At 34.4% G+C, this 17,872-nt stretch carries 14 protein-coding genes; 8 read left to right on the forward strand and 6 right to left on the reverse strand.

Features of this window, described 5'->3' with window-relative positions; genetic code table 11:
• Nucleotides 1–10 precede the first annotated feature (10 nt).
• The 4 genes from ftsH to EG348_RS08095 all read left to right on the forward strand — a co-directional run bounded on the left by ftsH (nucleotide 11) and on the right by EG348_RS08095 (nucleotide 4,294).
• Complete coding sequence (ftsH, locus tag EG348_RS08080; RefSeq protein WP_123982307.1) at nucleotides 11–2,023, forward strand: ATP-dependent zinc metalloprotease FtsH; 2,013 nt, start codon at nucleotides 11–13, stop codon at nucleotides 2,021–2,023.
• 135 nt (nucleotides 2,024–2,158) lie between these two features.
• Nucleotides 2,159–2,740 carry an LUD domain-containing protein gene (locus EG348_RS08085; RefSeq protein ID WP_185145502.1) on the forward strand — a complete coding sequence of 194 codons (582 nt, stop codon included), beginning with the start codon at nucleotides 2,159–2,161 and terminating at the stop codon, nucleotides 2,738–2,740.
• Between the two features lie 23 nt (nucleotides 2,741–2,763).
• Nucleotides 2,764–3,636 carry a phosphatidate cytidylyltransferase gene (locus EG348_RS08090; protein WP_123982311.1) on the forward strand — a complete coding sequence of 291 codons (873 nt, stop codon included), beginning with the start codon at nucleotides 2,764–2,766 and terminating at the stop codon, nucleotides 3,634–3,636.
• A gap of 4 nt (nucleotides 3,637–3,640) precedes the next feature.
• Nucleotides 3,641–4,294 (forward strand): phosphatidylserine decarboxylase family protein, encoded by a 654-nt coding sequence (locus EG348_RS08095; RefSeq protein ID WP_123982313.1) that lies wholly within the window; start codon nucleotides 3,641–3,643, stop codon nucleotides 4,292–4,294.
• Between the two features lie 234 nt (nucleotides 4,295–4,528).
• Here the strand turns inward: EG348_RS08095 and EG348_RS08105 are convergent, their stop codons facing one another.
• From EG348_RS08105 to EG348_RS08120, 4 genes are all read right to left on the reverse strand, one after another.
• A complete protein-coding gene (locus tag EG348_RS08105) occupies nucleotides 4,529–4,879 on the reverse strand; it encodes a DUF1801 domain-containing protein (protein WP_123982316.1) in 351 nt (116 codons plus the stop codon).
• Nucleotides 4,880–4,902: 23 nt separating this feature from the next.
• Nucleotides 4,903–6,741 (reverse strand): ABC transporter ATP-binding protein, encoded by a 1,839-nt coding sequence (locus EG348_RS08110; RefSeq protein WP_123982318.1) that lies wholly within the window; start codon nucleotides 6,739–6,741, stop codon nucleotides 4,903–4,905.
• A gap of 179 nt (nucleotides 6,742–6,920) precedes the next feature.
• Nucleotides 6,921–7,841, reverse strand: a complete 921-nt coding sequence (locus tag EG348_RS08115) for a M28 family peptidase (RefSeq protein WP_123982320.1) — start codon at nucleotides 7,839–7,841, stop codon at nucleotides 6,921–6,923.
• Between the two features lie 335 nt (nucleotides 7,842–8,176).
• Nucleotides 8,177–8,566 carry a DUF4293 family protein gene (locus EG348_RS08120; RefSeq protein WP_123982322.1) on the reverse strand — a complete coding sequence of 130 codons (390 nt, stop codon included), beginning with the start codon at nucleotides 8,564–8,566 and terminating at the stop codon, nucleotides 8,177–8,179.
• Between the two features lie 144 nt (nucleotides 8,567–8,710).
• Here EG348_RS08120 and rho point away from each other — a divergent pair, with 144 nt between their 5' ends.
• The gene (rho, locus tag EG348_RS08125; protein ID WP_123982324.1) at nucleotides 8,711–10,624 is read left to right on the forward strand and encodes a transcription termination factor Rho; all 1,914 of its coding nucleotides are present in this window, start codon (nucleotides 8,711–8,713) and stop codon (nucleotides 10,622–10,624) included.
• Nucleotides 10,625–10,825: 201 nt separating this feature from the next.
• Entirely contained in the window at nucleotides 10,826–11,422 is a 597-nt protein-coding gene (locus tag EG348_RS08130) for a superoxide dismutase (RefSeq protein WP_123982326.1), read from the forward strand.
• Nucleotides 11,423–11,605: 183 nt separating this feature from the next.
• Here EG348_RS08130 and EG348_RS08135 read toward each other — a convergent pair whose 3' ends face one another.
• The gene (locus EG348_RS08135) at nucleotides 11,606–12,799 is read right to left on the reverse strand and encodes an endonuclease (RefSeq protein ID WP_123982328.1); all 1,194 of its coding nucleotides are present in this window, start codon (nucleotides 12,797–12,799) and stop codon (nucleotides 11,606–11,608) included.
• A 238-nt stretch (nucleotides 12,800–13,037) separates the two neighbouring features.
• On the opposite strand from EG348_RS08135, the gene EG348_RS08140 reads away from it, so the two are divergent.
• Together EG348_RS08140 and EG348_RS08145 are read left to right on the forward strand one after the other, a co-directional pair.
• Nucleotides 13,038–15,905 carry a carboxypeptidase-like regulatory domain-containing protein gene (locus tag EG348_RS08140; RefSeq protein WP_123982331.1) on the forward strand — a complete coding sequence of 956 codons (2,868 nt, stop codon included), beginning with the start codon at nucleotides 13,038–13,040 and terminating at the stop codon, nucleotides 15,903–15,905.
• 35 nt (nucleotides 15,906–15,940) lie between these two features.
• The gene (locus EG348_RS08145; protein ID WP_123982333.1) at nucleotides 15,941–17,251 is read left to right on the forward strand and encodes a DUF5689 domain-containing protein; all 1,311 of its coding nucleotides are present in this window, start codon (nucleotides 15,941–15,943) and stop codon (nucleotides 17,249–17,251) included.
• A 50-nt stretch (nucleotides 17,252–17,301) separates the two neighbouring features.
• Here the strand turns inward: EG348_RS08145 and EG348_RS08150 are convergent, their stop codons facing one another.
• On the reverse strand, nucleotides 17,302–17,820 hold the full coding sequence (locus EG348_RS08150; protein WP_123982335.1) for a hypothetical protein: 519 nt from the start codon (nucleotides 17,818–17,820) through the stop codon (nucleotides 17,302–17,304).
• Nucleotides 17,821–17,872: the final 52 nt, after the last annotated feature.

Below are 17,872 nucleotides of genomic sequence, written 5' to 3' on the forward strand. Positions count from 1 at the left end.
AAAAGTATAAATGAACAATAAAGGATTTAACTGGTTTTTTCCGATTGCGATCATAGCTCTTTTGTTATTTTTCGGTTCCAATTTTTTAGGAGGCGATAGTGCAAAATCTATTGATGAAGATGGTTTCTTCAGAGAATTGCAGACGGGGAAAGTTCAGAACATTATTATATACAAAGACACCGAAAAGGCTGATGTTTTCTTAACTAAAGCTGCAAAAGCAGCAATGGTAAGTAAAGAAGCCAAAGACAACAATCCGTTATCAGGGTTTGATATGGCTCCAAAAGCAGATTATTCTGTGAAATATGGAGATCTTCAGCTTTTCCTTCAAAAATTTGATCAGGTAAAAGCAACAAATCCGGCGATTAAAACTACCAAAGATTATGGTGCGGGCAAAAATCCTTTCATGGATATCTTGTTTTCAGCATTGATTTGGATCGCGATTTTAGGATTATTCTATTTCCTTCTTTTCAGAAAGATGGGAGGTGGCGGAGGTCCTGGTGGACAAATTTTCTCTATCGGTAAGTCTAAAGCTAAACTTTTTGACGAAAAAGAAAGAATTCAGGTGACATTTAAAGATGTTGCAGGTTTAGAAGGTGCAAAAGAAGAAGTACAGGAAGTTGTAGATTTCTTGAAAAATTCTGAAAAATATACAAAACTGGGAGGTAAAATTCCTAAAGGAGTTCTATTAGTAGGTCCTCCGGGAACGGGTAAGACATTATTGGCTAAAGCCGTTGCGGGTGAAGCTAAAGTTCCGTTTTTCTCACTTTCAGGTTCAGATTTTGTTGAAATGTTTGTAGGAGTAGGTGCTTCAAGAGTTAGAGATTTATTTGCTCAGGCAAAAGCAAAATCTCCGGCGATCATCTTTATTGATGAGATTGATGCTATCGGACGTGCAAGAGGTAAAAACAATTTCTCAGGCGGAAACGACGAAAGAGAAAATACATTGAACCAACTTCTTACAGAAATGGACGGATTTGGAACAGACGTGAACGTAATCGTTATGGCTGCAACCAACAGAGCTGATATCTTAGATAAAGCTTTGATGAGAGCAGGACGTTTTGACCGTTCAATTTATGTTGACCTTCCGGAATTACACGAAAGAAGAGAGATTTTTGATGTTCATTTGCTTAAAATTAAGCTTGATGATACCGTTGACAGAGATTTCTTAGCAAAACAAACTCCTGGATTCAGTGGGGCAGATATTGCTAACGTTTGTAACGAAGCAGCATTAATTGCAGCTAGAAACAGTCATACTTCAGTTACTAAACAGGATTTCCTTGATGCTGTAGATAGAATCATCGGAGGTCTTGAGAAGAAAAATATGGCTATCAAACCTTCAGAAAAGAAGAGAGTTGCTTATCATGAAGCTGGTCACGCTACGATATCTTGGTTGGTAGAACACGCCGCTCCATTGTTAAAAGTAACGATTGTGCCGAGAGGACGTTCTTTAGGAGCAGCTTGGTATCTTCCTGAAGAAAGACAATTGACGACTACAGAACAGATGTTGGACGAATTATGTGCAACATTAGGAGGTAGAGCAGCAGAACAGGTTATTTTCAATAATATTTCAACAGGTGCATTATCTGATTTGGAAAGTGTAACGAAAAGAGCTCAGGCAATGGTTACTGTTTACGGATTAAGCCCGAATATTGGTAACATTTCTTACTACGATAGTTCAGGGCAGTCTGAATACAATTTCGGAAAACCATATTCTGAAGCAACAGCTAATAAAATTGATGTTGAAATAAAATCAATCATTGAAAATCAATATCAGAGAGCGGTTCAGATTCTTACTGAAAATAAAGATAAGCTTGATGCTTTGGCGAATAAACTTTTAGAAAAAGAAGTAATATTCCGTGAAGATCTTGAAGATATCTTCGGAAAAAGAGCATGGGATCCTGAGTTAACAGAAAGACCTGTTACCAGCACGATTGCTTCTAAAGAACCGGATGAACAAATTATCATTAAAGATAAAGAAGAAGAAAGTGAAATTCAGGCTCCAGAAAGCCCGACACAACTTTAAAATACTTCAAAAACATAGTGTAAAAAACCTGACAACGCAAAATTGTCAGGTTTTTTCATATTTAAGACTACATTTTTAGAATCTATTGTAATTAATTTTCTATTTTTGTATAAAGTTGACTAAAAATAAATTAAGTTGAGTTTATTCAAGAGAATTGTAAGCAAACTTACCAACCAACCTGAGGAAGAAGACAAACAGAGTTTGGAAAAGCTAGGGGATTCGCTTAAAAATGCGGATCTCGACTATAAGTTTGCGCAATTATTTACGCATTCCGGAGGCTTTTTCAATTACTGTGCAGATGAAGCGGAAGCTCTACAGACTTTAAATCAAATTGTAAAGATAGAAGGGATCAAAAATATGTTTTGTTGGGATAAAGAACTTCAGAATTTTCTGAATGTTGTGAAAACTCCTTATACTTCAGATTTTGAGCATTCCAATGATGCCGCTTTCATCACTTGTGAGTATCTTATTGCTTACGATGGAAGAATCATGCTTTCTCACAATAATATCCTGCATTACCATTCTTCAAGACTGCCGAATAAGATCATTATTATGGCCAATGTATCACAGATCGTGAATAATCTTAATGATGCGATGGGAAAAATTAAAAGGAACGGAAATATTAAAAACCTTACTTCCATCAGCGGAAATCAGTCAAAATTAGATACTTCTTCTAATGCCAATACAAAACTGTTTTTATTGCTGCTTGAAGATTAGCATCAACTTCTAAAATTTAAATCTTGGACAAAAATCTTATTCAAAGAACCCTTTCCGGAATTGTTTACGTTGCAGTTATCATTCTTTGTACCACTCCGCTTGGAGCTCAATTGATCAACAGTATTTCTCCGGATCTCGTTAAACAGCAATATTTATATTACGGTTTGATCTCTTTTCTAATGATCGTAGGATCTTGGGAGTGCGTGAAGATCATGAAATTTGGAAACGGATATGAAAAATGGGTGGTATTTCCTGTTATCCTTGTTATTTTTTACATGTTTTCTAAAAGATATTTCTACCACGACTTTTATTTTAATTTCAGACTGAGCGAAATATTAGCTCTTGCCTTGATTTTAATAGCTGTTATTACTTTATTCAAATATGCTAACGAATTATACTTCGATAGTGGAAAGCTGATTTTTACGGTCATTTACGTGGCTCTTCCTTTTAGTTTTGCATTAGGATTACCAAAGTTCTCTACCTACGACAATACATTCTCTTTAGAAGTTCTTTTCTTGTTTGTTCTGATATGGAGCAGCGATACTTTTGCCTATTTAACTGGAAAATTCTTCGGAAAACATAAAATGGCACCCAAAATTTCTCCTAAAAAAACTTGGGAAGGATATATTGGTGGAGTAGTATTAACATTGGTTTTATCATACTTCATCGAAAAATATCAGCACGATCTTCGTGGAAACTGGATGGTTGTTGGATTCTTAGTGGCTGCATTTGCACCATTGGGCGATTTGGTAGAAAGTCAATTGAAAAGAAATTTCGGTGTTAAAGACAGCGGAAACATCATTCCTGGGCACGGAGGTGTATTAGATAGGCTGGATAGTTTTTTAATTTGCGCGCCTGTCGTATATTTGTACTTTATTTTAGAAAAATTTATTTAATCTCATGAAATTACATAAGGAGTCAAAAGGGACGATCACTGTAGCAACGATACTATTTATTATTATTAGTGTATTGGCTATTTATTTTCTTGAAATGTGGTCGCTACTGATCATTATGCCATTATTGGTGGTTTACAGTTTGGTATTTTGGTTTTTCAGAGTTCCGGAACGTGATATTTTGGAGCACAGAGAAAACGTTATTGCTCCTGTTGACGGGAAAGTAGTAATGATTAAAGAAGTAGAAGAAGATGAATTTATAAAAGGAAAGGCAATTCAGGTTTCTATCTTTATGTCACCTTTGAATGTTCATATTTGTAGATATCCAGTTTCAGGAAAAGTGATTTACAAAAAATATCATCCGGGAAAATACCTTGTTGCCTGGCACGAGAAATCTTCTACAGAAAACGAAAGAACAACCGTTGCTGTTGAAAGTATGACCAATCATAAAGTGGTTTTCAGACAAATCGCAGGATATGTTGCCAGAAGGATTGTTTTCTATTGTAATGAAGGAGATCAGGCGAAAGCTGGACATGAATTCGGTTTTATCAAATTCGGTTCAAGAATGGATGTTTTCTTACCTTTAGATACAGAAATTATCTGCAAGATCGGTGACATCACGAAAGGTGGATTGGATGTGATCGCAAGAATGAAAGATTAAGATGTAATCAAAAATATATGTAAGACTGTTTCGAAAGAAGCGGTCTTTTTTTTGTTTAAATAAAAATGGCACGAATGCTTTTCACAAATGAACACGAATTATAGTAAAATTTAAACACAATGTTTTTCATCAATAGGAACGGCTTTATCCAAAACATAAAGCTTATTTCACCAAACACCAAACACCAAACACCAAACACCAAACACCAAATACCCAAATACCAAACACTAAACACTAAATCCTGATATACTGTTTTACCTCATTAATTAGACTTAAAATAAACTGCACAGGCAAGTCCTCTTCCATATCAATCAAAAGGATTTTAAACTTCTTTCTGCCTTCCTGAATCAGCTCCGGGTAATCTAATCTGTCGCCATGATAAAAGCTCACATAATGTTTCTTATGTTTTTTGCTGTAATATAAATAACAGAGCATTTTCTTTTTATACTTAAAAAACGGAAGCCCGAAACTCAACGTTTCAGTAATATTTTCTGTGTCAGATTCTAAAATCTTTTGCCTTAAAAAAAGAAGAGTACTTCTTTCAGGCTCTTTAATTCTGTAGAAGTACTCTTGTATTGGGTTCATTTTAAATAAAAATTTAAAAAGATTTAATCAAAATTCTGTAGCTCGACAAGTTTGTTATAAACTCCTCTTTTTGCAATAAGTTCGTGATGAGTTCCTTGTTCTACGATATCGCCTTTTTCCATTACTACGATCCAGTCTGCTTTTTGGATGGTTGAAAGTCTGTGGGCAATAACTAAAGAAGTTCTGTTTTCCATCATTTTTTCAAGGGCATCCTGTACAAATTTTTCAGATTCAGTATCCAAAGCTGAAGTTGCTTCATCCAAAATCATAATTGGAGGGTTTTTAAGAACCGCTCTTGCGATAGAAACCCTTTGTTTCTGACCTCCGGAAAGCTTGCCTCCATCATCTCCAATATTAGTATCATACCCATTAGGAAGCTGAGTGATGAAGATATCTGCATTAGCAATCTTAGCTGCATTAATTACTTCTTCTTTCGTAGCATCGGGTTTACCCATCAAAATATTATTGTAAACCGTATCATTAAATAATACCGATTCTTGGGTTACCATTCCTAAAAGTTCTCTAAATTCTTTTAATTTTAAATGTTTGATGTTTACACCGTCAATTAAAATTTCACCTTCTGAAACATCATAGAATCTAGCTAACAGATTGGCAATAGTCGTTTTTCCACTACCACTTTGCCCTACAAGAGCGACTGTTTTTCCTTTTGGTATTGTAATAGAGAAGTTTTTAAGAATAACATTGTCTTTATCATAGTAAAATCCAATGTCATTAAATTCGATGTTATTATTAAGCGTTGAAATTGAAACAGGGTTCGCAACTTCATCAATTTTTACATCTGCATCCAGAATTTCCAATACTCTCATCAAAGAAGCTTCTCCTTTTTGAATGTTAGAAATTGAGTTTGATAAACTTTTCGCAGGAGGTAATATCTGGAAGAACATTCCTAAGAAAACCAAGAAATCAGCAGGTGAAATGCTTTGCTCTACGATAATCTGCTTTCCTCCGTACCAAGCGATGATCAAAAAAGTAATTGATCCTAAAAATTCGCTCATTGGAGATGCCAATTCTTTCTTTCTTCCCAGACTTATTGAGCTGGAAAGCCATCTGTTCATGGATTGCATAAATCTGTTGTCCATTATTTTATCGGCATTAAAAATCTTGATCACTTTTGATGATTTCAGAGTTTCATCTACGATAGAAAATAATGTTCCCAATTCATGCTGAGCTTCGTGGGAATCTTTTTTAAGACTTTTCCCGATCAAAGCGATCATCGTTCCCATTACAGGTAAAACCAATAGGGAAAACATAGTCATTTCCGGGCTTAAAAAGAATAAAGTGACCAATGTACTGATCAACATAAACGGAGCATTGATAAGCTCAATTAAGCTTCCCAAAATGTTACCTTCAACTTCTCCTACATCATTCGACATACGAGACATCATATCTCCTTTTCGGCTGTCTGTAAAAAAAGAAACAGGTAAAGACAGTATTTTGCGGTACATGGAGCCACGAAGGTCTTTGGTAACACCTACACGATAATTAATTAAAAGAAAAGATCCGAAGTAACGGAAAGCGTTTCTCAAAAAAAACATAAAGGCAGTAATGATACAAAGCCAGGCAAGTACATTTAGTGAACCGTGTTCACTCACTAAACTTTGTACATAATAGTTGGAATAATTCTTTAAATAAGAAAAGAAATCTAGAAATTCTCCTGAATAAACAGGGGGTGATTTGTATTCCTCAGGCTTTATGGTTCCGAAAAGCATTCCCAAAACCGGTAAAATGGTTCCTAAGGAAGCAATCTGGAATAAAGAATACATTAAATTAAAAAATAAACTTCCGTAAATGTATTTTTGGTGCGGCCTCGCGAACTTTAGTATTTTTTTATATTCGTTCATTCAATGAAAAATTGGATAGCAAAATTAATTAAAATATAATGATAAGACGTTCTAAATCCTATTTTACTTTAAGTAATATGTACCAATAGAAACTTTTTTGTTACAGTGTATTCTTAAATAAGGTATGGATTCTAATAAAAAGAGTGCTACCTTTATAGGGTAACACTCTTTTATTTTTATTAAAACTTCACTTTATCATTATATTTCGGAGCAAAGTTCTTAGGAGTTAATTTTTCCAATGTCTTCCCAAAATTATTAATAATTTGACTCATATTATTAAAATCAACAATGCTTACATCGTCATTCACTTGGTGGTAATGTTTAATTTTCGTCATATCAGCTGTTGAAATTGAGTGAGCGATAATTTTCTTTTTCACAAAGTTTACATTATCTGATCTGTAAAATAATTGTTCAGAAGCATAAGGATCAGCATTGATCTTTAATCCGTTCACTGCATTTTTATTGAAAAGTTCATCAAGATCCGAAAACTCATCACCCGTCATGAATACTGCATTTTTCCCGAATTGAGATTCTGTAGCTACCATTTCAAAATTGAATAGTGCATATAAGTTATTATATATTTTATCTAAATTTTTATCATCAGCGATTGCTGTAGAGCCCAGCATCCCTTTTTCTTCACCGTTAAATGCCATAAAAACCATTGAGAATTCAGGTTTTTTATTTTTGAAATAGTCTGAGATTCCGACTAAGGTTGTAATTCCGCTTGCATCATCATCAGCTCCGTTATAGATATTATCGCCGCTTTTATTGTTCATTCCGATGTGATCGAAATGTCCAGAGAAACCTAGATATTTATCTGTTTTTCCTTTTTGAACACCGCAAACATTATAAGCCGTTTTTCCTTTGTAATTAAATGGAACCAAGTAAGAATTACCAGTACAGTATTCTAAATTATTTTCTTCAAAAAGCTTTGCGATGTAATTTGCTGCATTCTCATTCTCAGGAGTTCCGATTTCACGGCCTTTCATTTCATCTGAAGCCAAGGTGGAAATTATAGTGTTTATTCTTTCCTTAGAAACTTCCTGTGCGAAAGCAAATGCTGAGAAAAGGGATAGTGTAAGATAAGCTAGTTTTTTCATGGATAGATAAATTTTAATAATCTGTCGCAATTTAAAATAAAATGTTGCAATAATTTGTATAAAATTTTAGCTGGCTTCTTTTATCACAATGCTGGACAAATATTTTCTTTAATTCTCTATTTTTTTTAAGGTAAACTAAGGCGTAAACTTATTAAAGTAATACAATTTGATGATTATTTAGTTTTCCCAAAATAAGCTAAGAGGCTTTGTTTTATTTTAAAATATTCAAATAAATAAAAAATCTTGTCTAGCCTTACTATAAATTAATACAATAAAAACATAAAAAAACAGCTCCCAAAAAGAAGCTGTTCCTACTCAAAAAATCGTTGTTTAGGTTATCGAAGTCTGTCTACAGATTTCACGAGCCTCTCATCTTTGCGGATATATATGTTTGCAATAAGCAGACAAATAGTCGCGATTAAAGGAAAAATCGGCTCAATACCCTTCTCAGGAAGTTGAATTCCTCCGGGTAAGTTTAGTATCCAGTACGCCAATACACCAATCAACAAAACGTTTATAATGATGCTGATATTATTCAGCAAAATTTGTCTTTTTCTATTTTTAAAGCTGAATATACTCAGTAATCCAACCAAAACAAGTACCACACTACCAATATTTATCACAGGAATGGTACCGAAAACGGCAACATCTTGTCCTGTAACGAATAGAAAAACAGCAGCTAAAACTGCCAGAAAAACCCATATAGTCTGTATTCTTTGTAGCATTGAATATTTAATTCTAGGCAAAAGTAGTATAAATTTTGCACAATTCAAAAATAAGTGTAGATTTGCATTATACAATGTACTTGAAAACAATAGTCACCGGACTTACTTTTCTTACTCACAATTAATTACATTTTTACATTAAATATGTTTAACATAGAAACGTTAAGGTCAAAATCCGTAACGGAACTGACTAAAATCTTAAAGGATTTGGGCGTTAAAGTTGCAAGAAACAGCAATGAGAATGATAAAATCTTTGCAGTTCTTGATTTTCAGGCTTCTAACCCTAAAGTTGCAAAAGATTATTTCAACGCCACAGAAAGCAGTATGAATACTGAAGAAAATCCGCCAGAAAAAGAAGCGAAAGCTCCTGTAAAAAAGGCTGCTCCGAAAAGGACGCCGAAACCAAAGCCTGAAGCTAAAGCTCCGGTAGAAACAAAACCAAAAGAAGAAGAAAAAGCTGTTGAAAAAGAAATTGTTTCCGAAGAAGTAAAGCCACAAGCTCCGAAAACTGAAACTGCAGATGATGATGCGGCAGCGAAGGCAGAAGCAGCAAGGAAAAAAAGAAAAAGGCTTCCTACAAATACAAGCAATGTAGAAAACCCTGTTCAGGAAAAAACACAAGCTCCTAAAAACGCAGAATCTCAGGAATCTGCTCCAGCCGCCGAAGAAAAGCCTAGTAGCCCTCAACAACAACAGCAGGCTAGACCTCAAAAAGGACAAAACCATCCACAGAACAGTGGAAATCAGCATAAAAATCAAAACCCAAACCAAGGTCAGAGTTCCAATCAGAATCCTAATCAAGGTCAGGCTCAAAATCCTAACCAAGGGCAAAACCAAAACCAAAACCAAAATTCGAATCAGAATCAGAACCCTAATCAAAATCAAAACAGGAATTCTGACAGAAGCGAAGATCATCAAGAACACCATAGAAAGGAGTTCAATTTTGATGGAATGGTTAGTATTGAAGGGGTTTTAGAAATATTACCAGATAACTACGGATTTTTACGTTCTTCAGATTTTAGCTATATTTCTTCTCCGGATGATGTATATGTTTCTACTGCACAGATCAGAAATTTCGGATTGAAAACTGGTGATACCGTAAGAGGTATTGTAAGACTTCCAAAAGAAGGAGAAAAATATTTTTCTTTATTAAAACCAGTAGAAGTCAACGGCCGTGATCTTGCATTTATCAAAGATCGTGTTGCTTTTGAATATTTAACTCCGCTTTTCCCTGAAGAGAAATTCAACTTGGCAGGAGATAACTCTACAATGTCTACAAGAATTGTTGATTTATTCGCGCCAATAGGGAAGGGACAAAGAGCAATGATCGTTGCACAGCCGAAAACCGGTAAAACGATGTTATTGAAAGATATTGCTAATTCTATCGCATCCAATCACCCGGAAGTATATATGATGGTTCTTTTGATCGACGAACGTCCTGAAGAAGTTACCGATATGGAAAGAAGTGTAAATGCGGAAGTTATTGCATCTACATTTGATGAAGCAGCAGACAAACACGTAAAAGTGGCCAATCTTGTTTTAGCGAAAGCTCAGAGAATGGTTGAATGCGGACACGATGTTGTGATTTTATTAGACTCAATTACAAGATTAGCAAGAGCTTACAATACGGTAACGCCTGCATCTGGTAAGGTTCTTTCGGGAGGTGTTGATGCGAATGCTCTTCACAAGCCGAAAAGATTCTTCGGAGCGGCAAGAAAGATTGAAGGTGGTGGATCTTTAACGATTATTGCAACAGCATTGATCGATACAGGTTCTAAAATGGATGAAGTTATTTTTGAAGAATTCAAAGGTACCGGAAACATGGAGCTTCAATTAGACAGAAAAATTGCTAACAGAAGAATTTATCCTGCTATTGATCTTATTTCTTCAAGCACAAGAAGAGATGATTTATTGCTTGATGAGGTTACTTCTCAGAGAATGTGGATCTTCAGAAAATATCTTTCTGAAATGAATCCTATTGAAGCAATGGAATTCGTAAATAAAAACATCAGAGGAACTTTAAATAATGAAGAGTTCTTGATGTCCATGAATAAATAATTTAATTTAATATTGTTAAATGAGAAGCACAGGTTTTATATCTGTGCTTTTTGTTTTGAATTTTTCTAAACTTAAATTTTTTAATTAAAAGTATGATAGAATCTAGTCTATCAATGTTAAAGATTTATTAAAATAATCCCCAATTTTTGATAATCGGTCATTTATTGGCTAACTTTGAATTATAACATTAAAAATAAAATTATGTCATTTGAATTACCAAAATTAGGATATGCTTACGATGCATTAGAGCCAACTATTGATGCAAAAACTATGGAGATTCACCATACAAAACATCACCAAGCATATATCGACAATTTAAATAAAGCAATTGAAGGTACAGAATTAGCAGGAAAAACAATCGAAGAGATTTGCCAGACTGGAACTGACAAGCCTGCAGTAAGAAATAACGGTGGAGGTCACTTCAACCACTCTTTATTCTGGGAAGTTTTAACTCCAGGAGGAAGCAATGAGCCTGTAGGAAACGTAAAAGCTGCTATTGAAGCTTACGGTGGTCTTGAAAAATTCAAAACTGATTTTTCTGAAGCTGCTAAAACAAGATTCGGTTCTGGATGGGCTTGGTTAGTTAAAAATGCTGATGGTACTGTTTCTGTTTCTTCTACTCCAAACCAAGACAACCCATTAATGCCTGTTGCAGACGTTAAAGGAACTCCGGTTTTAGGATTAGACGTTTGGGAGCACGCTTATTATTTAAACTACCAAAACAGAAGACCTGATTATGTTTCAGCGTTTTTCTCTGTTGTAAACTGGGATAAAGTTGAGGAATTATTCAACAAATAATCTTCAGGCGATATAAAAATAAAAGGTTCAGAATTTTCTGAACCTTTTTTATTGTCTTGTAACTTTCCTGATCACTTTATGATAAACAACTAAAAGGAATCAGTAGGCTGAATACTATTAGAATTAAATTTTCATACTCATAAATTTAAATAAAAAAAGCACCCTGATCGAGTGCTTTATATTTTAAGGTTCTTTTTGAAGGATCACAAATGCCGGAAAGTGGTCACTGTAACCTCCTGTAAATTGATCGCCGTTCCAGGATCTGAAAGGATAGCCTTTATAATTTCCTTCTTTATTGACTAAATATGCCGGAGCATAAATTTCAGCTTTAAAAACAGAATATTCTTTAGTTACCTGATCAGAAATCAAATTCTTAGAAACAATAATCTGATCAAACAAGTTTGGCGCATCCTGATAAGCCAAAGACGCAATTCCTTTTTTGTATAAAGGATACATTAAGTTAAGATAAGGATTTGCATCGCTTAAATCTTTAGGACTCGCCTGAGCTTTTAAATGATTTTTTAAACTTGAACTTACAGGGTCATCGTTAAAATCTCCCATGGCAAAAAGTTTCGTTGATGGATCTGCTGTTCTTATACTGTCCATTTGCTGTTTCAGTAAAGCTGCAGCTGCATTTCTTTTTGGTAAAGAAATAGCCTCGCCACCTCTTCTTGAAGGCCAGTGGTTCATGAAGAAAGCCACTTTTTCATTATCAAGGAAGCCTGTAACAACTAAAATATCTCTTGTATATTCTCTTTTTCCGTTATCTCCGTAAACCTTCAACTCTTTTTTTAGAGAATTTGTTACGGTAAATCTTCTTTTCTGATAGATCAAAGCAACATCAATTCCTCTGTAATCATAGGAGTTGTAATGAATAATTCCGTAATCGAACTTTGCTAAAGCAGGTTGTTTCACAAGGTCGTCAATTACCTGTCTGTTTTCAACCTCAATCAAACCAACTACTGCAGGAGCCGTTTTTGTATATTGTGAGCCAAGTTCAGAGATTACTTTAGCTTCATTAGCCAATTTTGCTTTATAAATTTTAGTATTATAATTTTTACCGCTGCTTGGTGTAAATTCTTCAGATCCACTTTGGTATCTTACAGCTTTTTTACCCTTTAAAGCAGTGTCGCTCCAAGTTCCATCATATTTTTCAGCTTCTAAAAATTTAATAGAATCTAAAGGAATGCTTCTGTGAAAAGCCGGATTTTTTATGTCTTTTGTGCCATCTATATAATCTGCAGAACGTATCGTATCCCATAAATTTTCTACATTCAAGAAACCTACTGCGGCAACCTTTCTCAACTTACCACCTTGCTGTTGTGCGAAAGCCATTACCGAAAAAATCACGGCAAAAAAACTTAAAAATTTTCTCATTTAAAATTAAAATTAATTAATCGACAAATTTACTTTTTTTTAACTCTTTCGGTTTTAATTATTTGTAAATTTATAATAATTTAATGAACAGCTGCAAGCTTTTGTCTTAAAAGCTTGCAATGTTAAGAAAAAATATTGTTAAAAAAGTTGTTAATTATAAATTTTGACTAAATTTGTGCCCCCAAGTTTTAACTTATTGATAATTAAGGTAAAAAGTATTTAAAAAAATAATATACTCATGATTAAAAAACTATCATTAGTCTCTTTATTTACTTTACTTCCCGCTTCATTTTACTTTGCGCAGACTACAGTTTTTGCGTATCTTAAAGATGCTGACGGGAAACCCGTTGAAAGGGCGGAAGTAGATCTAAAAGGGAACGACAATGATGTAACGGCCGATAAAATTGGATACTTCCAGTTTGTTGATTTGCAGCCGGGACATTACCAAATTATGATTGCGAAACCGAATTACGAAACAAAAGTAATGGAGTTTGACGTAACCAGTGAAGAGAAAAGAAAGGATTTAGGAGCTATTATTCTTTATCCTACTCTTACAAACGCAGATCAGGGATTGGCGATCATAGACAGCGATGACGATGATGATGGCGGCGGCAGTCAGGCTTCTACAGTAGGTTTGCTACAGTCTTCTCAGGATGTTTTCAGTCGAATTGCTGCATTTGATTTAGGATTTTACTGGTTTCGTCCAAGAGGAATTGACGGAAGATCGGGAGAATCTATGTTGAATGGTGTTTCTATGGTTAAATCTGATAATGGTAATGTTGATTTTGGAAACTGGGGTGGTCTTAATGAGATCACAAGATACCCTGAAATTTCGGCAAATCATTCACCGTCAGAATATGCATTCGGTGGAAATAGTTCGGTTGTTTATAAAAATACGAAGGCTAGTGAGTATAGAAAAGGCTTCCAGTTCACTCAATCTTTAACGAACAGAAATTACAGAAATAGAACCTCTCTACGATATACCTCAGGAATGAGCAAAAAAGGATGGGCATTTACGGTAATGGGAGCCAGAAGATGGGCAGAAGAAGGAATTCAGGAAGGAACATTCTACGATGCTTACGGTGCGTACGTAGGCATAGAGAAAAAAATTAACGATAACCATACCATAACATTTAATGCTATTGGTGCGCCTTACAGAAGATCTACCGCGAGTCCGAGCACTCAGGAGGTTTATGATTACAGAGGTGTACATTATAATTCTTATTGGGGATATCAGAATGGCGAACAGAGAAGTGAAAGAGTAAGAAAAGGCTTTCAGCCTTTATTCCAGCTTCAGGATTTCTGGAAAATCAATAAAAAATCAAGTCTTTGGACGTCCGTTTCTTATCAGTTTGGAAAAGACAAAGGTTCTCGTTTAGACTGGCAGAATGTACAAAACCCATCGCCAACTTATTACAGAAACTTACCAAGTTATTATGATTCTTTAGATCCTAATGCTTCAGTTTTAGGTCCAAATGGAGTTACAACGACGTCTCAGGATGCGTATCAGACTTCTTTGGCAGGATGGCAGTCGGGAGACCCAAATGTTACTCAACTAAACTGGGACAGATTGTACAGAAGAAATATGCAGCAGCCTATTGATAATTATTATGGTCAAACAGGAAAAAGAGCTTTGTATTATCTTGTAAATGACGTAAGTGATGATAAAATATGGAATGCTGCAACGCATTTTATTCACAATTTTAATGATACAACTAAATTTTTATTAAATGTATCTTATCAAAACTACCGTTCTGAACAATACAGAGAAGTAAATGATCTTTTAGGTGCTGATTTTGTACTGAACAGAGACCCATTTGCAGCAACAAACCAACCAGGGAAATCTGGTTTATATAATGAAGGAGAACAAAATGTGACAAAAAAAGTAGGTGATAGAATGACTTACGATTACATTTTCAGAAGACAGGAAGTAAAGGTAAATCCAGGATTGAAATTTTCTACAGGAAAGTTTGATGTATTTGTTTCTGTGATGGCAGGGTATTCTACTTCAAGCAGAGAAGGATTATTCAATCATTATTTATACAAAGATTCTAAAGGAAAAGGAGCTGATTATAACTTCTGGACTTATGGAATGAAAGGGCAGGCTGTCTATAAAGTGAATGGTAGAAACTTCATTGTATACAACGGAGCATATTATTCTCAGGCGCCATTCTTAGAGGATTTATTCATTAACCCTAGGGTAAACGGATCTACCGCTCCTAATGTTAAGAATATGGTTGTTAATGCTAATGACCTTAGTTATGTGATCTCTACACCATTCTTAAAAATGAGATTAACAGGTTTCTTGGTAGATACAAACAACGAAACGACAGTACAGAGATTCTTTGCTGATGGTATTCCTTTGGAAAGTGTAGATGCAGATGGTAACCAAACCAACGTGCAGAGTGCTTTTGTAACTCAGGTGATGACAGATGTAAAGAAAAGAAATATGGGGGTAGAATTAGGATTTGATGTTAAAGTTATTCCTACTTTATCTTTACAGGGATTAGCAAGTTACGGACAGTATACTTACAAAAATGATCCGATGACTTACTTTGCATCTGATGCTGCGGGTGTTTTTGCCAACGGACTTTCTTATACAAGCGTAGGTAAATCTTATATTAAAAACTATCGTCAGGGAGGAACTCCTCAACAGGCTTTCTCATTAGGTTTCCGTTACAACAACCCTAAATATTGGTGGGTAGGTGCCAACTGGAATTATTTTGATGATAATTATCTTGATCCATCTTCATTAATCAGAACAGAGTCGTTTACTCAAAACAGTACGACTTCTACACCGTTTTACGGTTTAACGGAATCTGATCTTAGAAGAGTTTTAGAACCCAATAAATTACCTTCTTCATTCTTCTTCAACGCTAATGCAGGAAAATCTTGGGTGATCGGTAAATATTATGTTCTGATTTCTGCATCGGTTAATAATATTTTAGATAACAAAAGATATATTACAGGAGGTTTTGAACAAACAAGAAATGCTAAGTATCCTACTTTTTCTCAGGATCTGGACAGAGAATTTTCATTGTTTGCTCCGAAATACTGGTACACTCAGGGAAGATCATATTTTGTGAATTTACAGTTTAGATTTTAAGAAAAATACGAATAACTACTTTAAAAATTATTAAAATGAACATAAAGAAATATTTTAATTTAGTAACAGGAATTGCATTTGCCGCAATTTCTATTACATCTTGTGTGCAAAAAGATGAGTGGGAGACACCACCAATCAAATGTGAGAATAAATTTGCTGCGACCAACATAACGATGGCAGCTTTCAAAGCACAGGCTCCGACTACAGGATATATTTTAATTAATACAGACCAAATTTTTGACGGTTATGTAGTTTCTTCTGATGAAAACGGAAATTTCTATAAAACAATTTCATTCCAGGATAAACCTGAAAATCCTACAGTAGGTCTTCAAATTGAGGTTGACAGAGCGAGTAACTATGCAGATTTTCCTGTAGGAGCGCATATTAGAATTAATGCTAGAGGTCTTAGACTAGGTACAGACAGAGGGGCTGTGAAAATTGGTTCAGTAGATCAAAGTTTTGATATCGGAAGAATTCCGGGATCTTTAGTTAGCAGATATGTTTCAGGTGTTTGTACAGGAAACGGTCTTGATATCGCTGCAATGAAGCCTTTGGAATTAGCAACTCTTAAAATTGCTCAGGACGAGAAATACATCAACATGCTGGTTAAAGTTCCGAATGTACAGTTTGCAGCAGGAGAAATAGGTAAGAAATATCTAAACTATGTAGCAGGAGCAGGAGTTGATACAGATAGAAATATTGTTGACCAATCTGGAAATACTACAATAATCAGAAACTCCGGTTTTGCTAGTTTCGGTTCTACTTTAGTACCTGAAGGAAAAGGTGACCTTACTTTCGTTGTAAGTCGTTATATTACTTCTTGGCAAATGCTTATAAGAAGTACTAAAGATGTAAACTTTGGAGGAAAAAGATTCTTCTTTGAAAGCTTCGATGGTACTCTTACAGATAATTGGGATGCAGTAAGCGTTACAGGAGCTCAGATTTGGAATATCCAACAGTTTGGAAATCCTAAACCTTGTGTTGTGATGAATGGTTTTGCTGGTGTTAATAATTCTAATGAAGACTGGTTGATCTCCAAAGATATTTCGTTACAAGGATTTACTTCAGCATCATTATCTTTTGAAACAGACGTAAGATATGCAGGAAACCCAATTGAAGTTTTTGTAACAGATAACTACAGTGGTAACCCTACTACAACTACTTGGACACCTTTATCAGCGATTTTAGATCCTAATAATGCGCAATTCAATACTTGGACATATTCAGGTGATATCAGCTTAAATGCTTTTGCAAACAAAAATGTTCGTATTGCATTTAAATATACTTCTACAACAACAGCTGCTGCAACTTGGGAGCTTGATAACGTAAGAGTAGTTGGTAACTAATAAAACATAAATACCAAATATATAAAAACCGCTGAAAGGCGGTTTTTTTGTTAGTATGAATTAATTCTACTACTTAATAATAAGTTATCTTCAAAATTATCTGGTACGAATTCTTTTAATTCAATGGTTTGAATTAAAGGATTTTGGTAATAATGCTCAATTTTCATTGTTCTTTTCAGGTCTTTTCTTGATATTTTTGAACCCAAGACATTATTGTAAAATACTGCTATATCTATTCTTAATTTTTCCATTTGTATAGTGTAATTTATCTCATTAGATTTAAGAAATTTATCAAATAATAATAGAAGATTCTTGAAATATTCAAATTCTTCTTCTCTTAATCCTTTTTTGAACAAAAACTTAAATTTATTAATTCTTGTTATTGATTTTTCTTCATAAGAGATATTGTTTAAATATTTAATAATATGTTCTGGAGAAACTTTATCAGAGTAATAATATTGTAAATTTTTGAAAGATGTCCATCTAGTTCTATCTAATGATAAATCGATTTGCCTAGAAAATGCGTAAAAGAATATGATCTGTTTATTGTTTAATAGATAATATTTCATGCTTTAAATTTTACTCAAAAAAAACCACTGCAAAATACAGTGGTCTATTATT

Source organism: Chryseobacterium sp. G0201, from assembly GCF_003815655.1.
GTDB lineage: Bacteria > Bacteroidota > Bacteroidia > Flavobacteriales > Weeksellaceae > Chryseobacterium.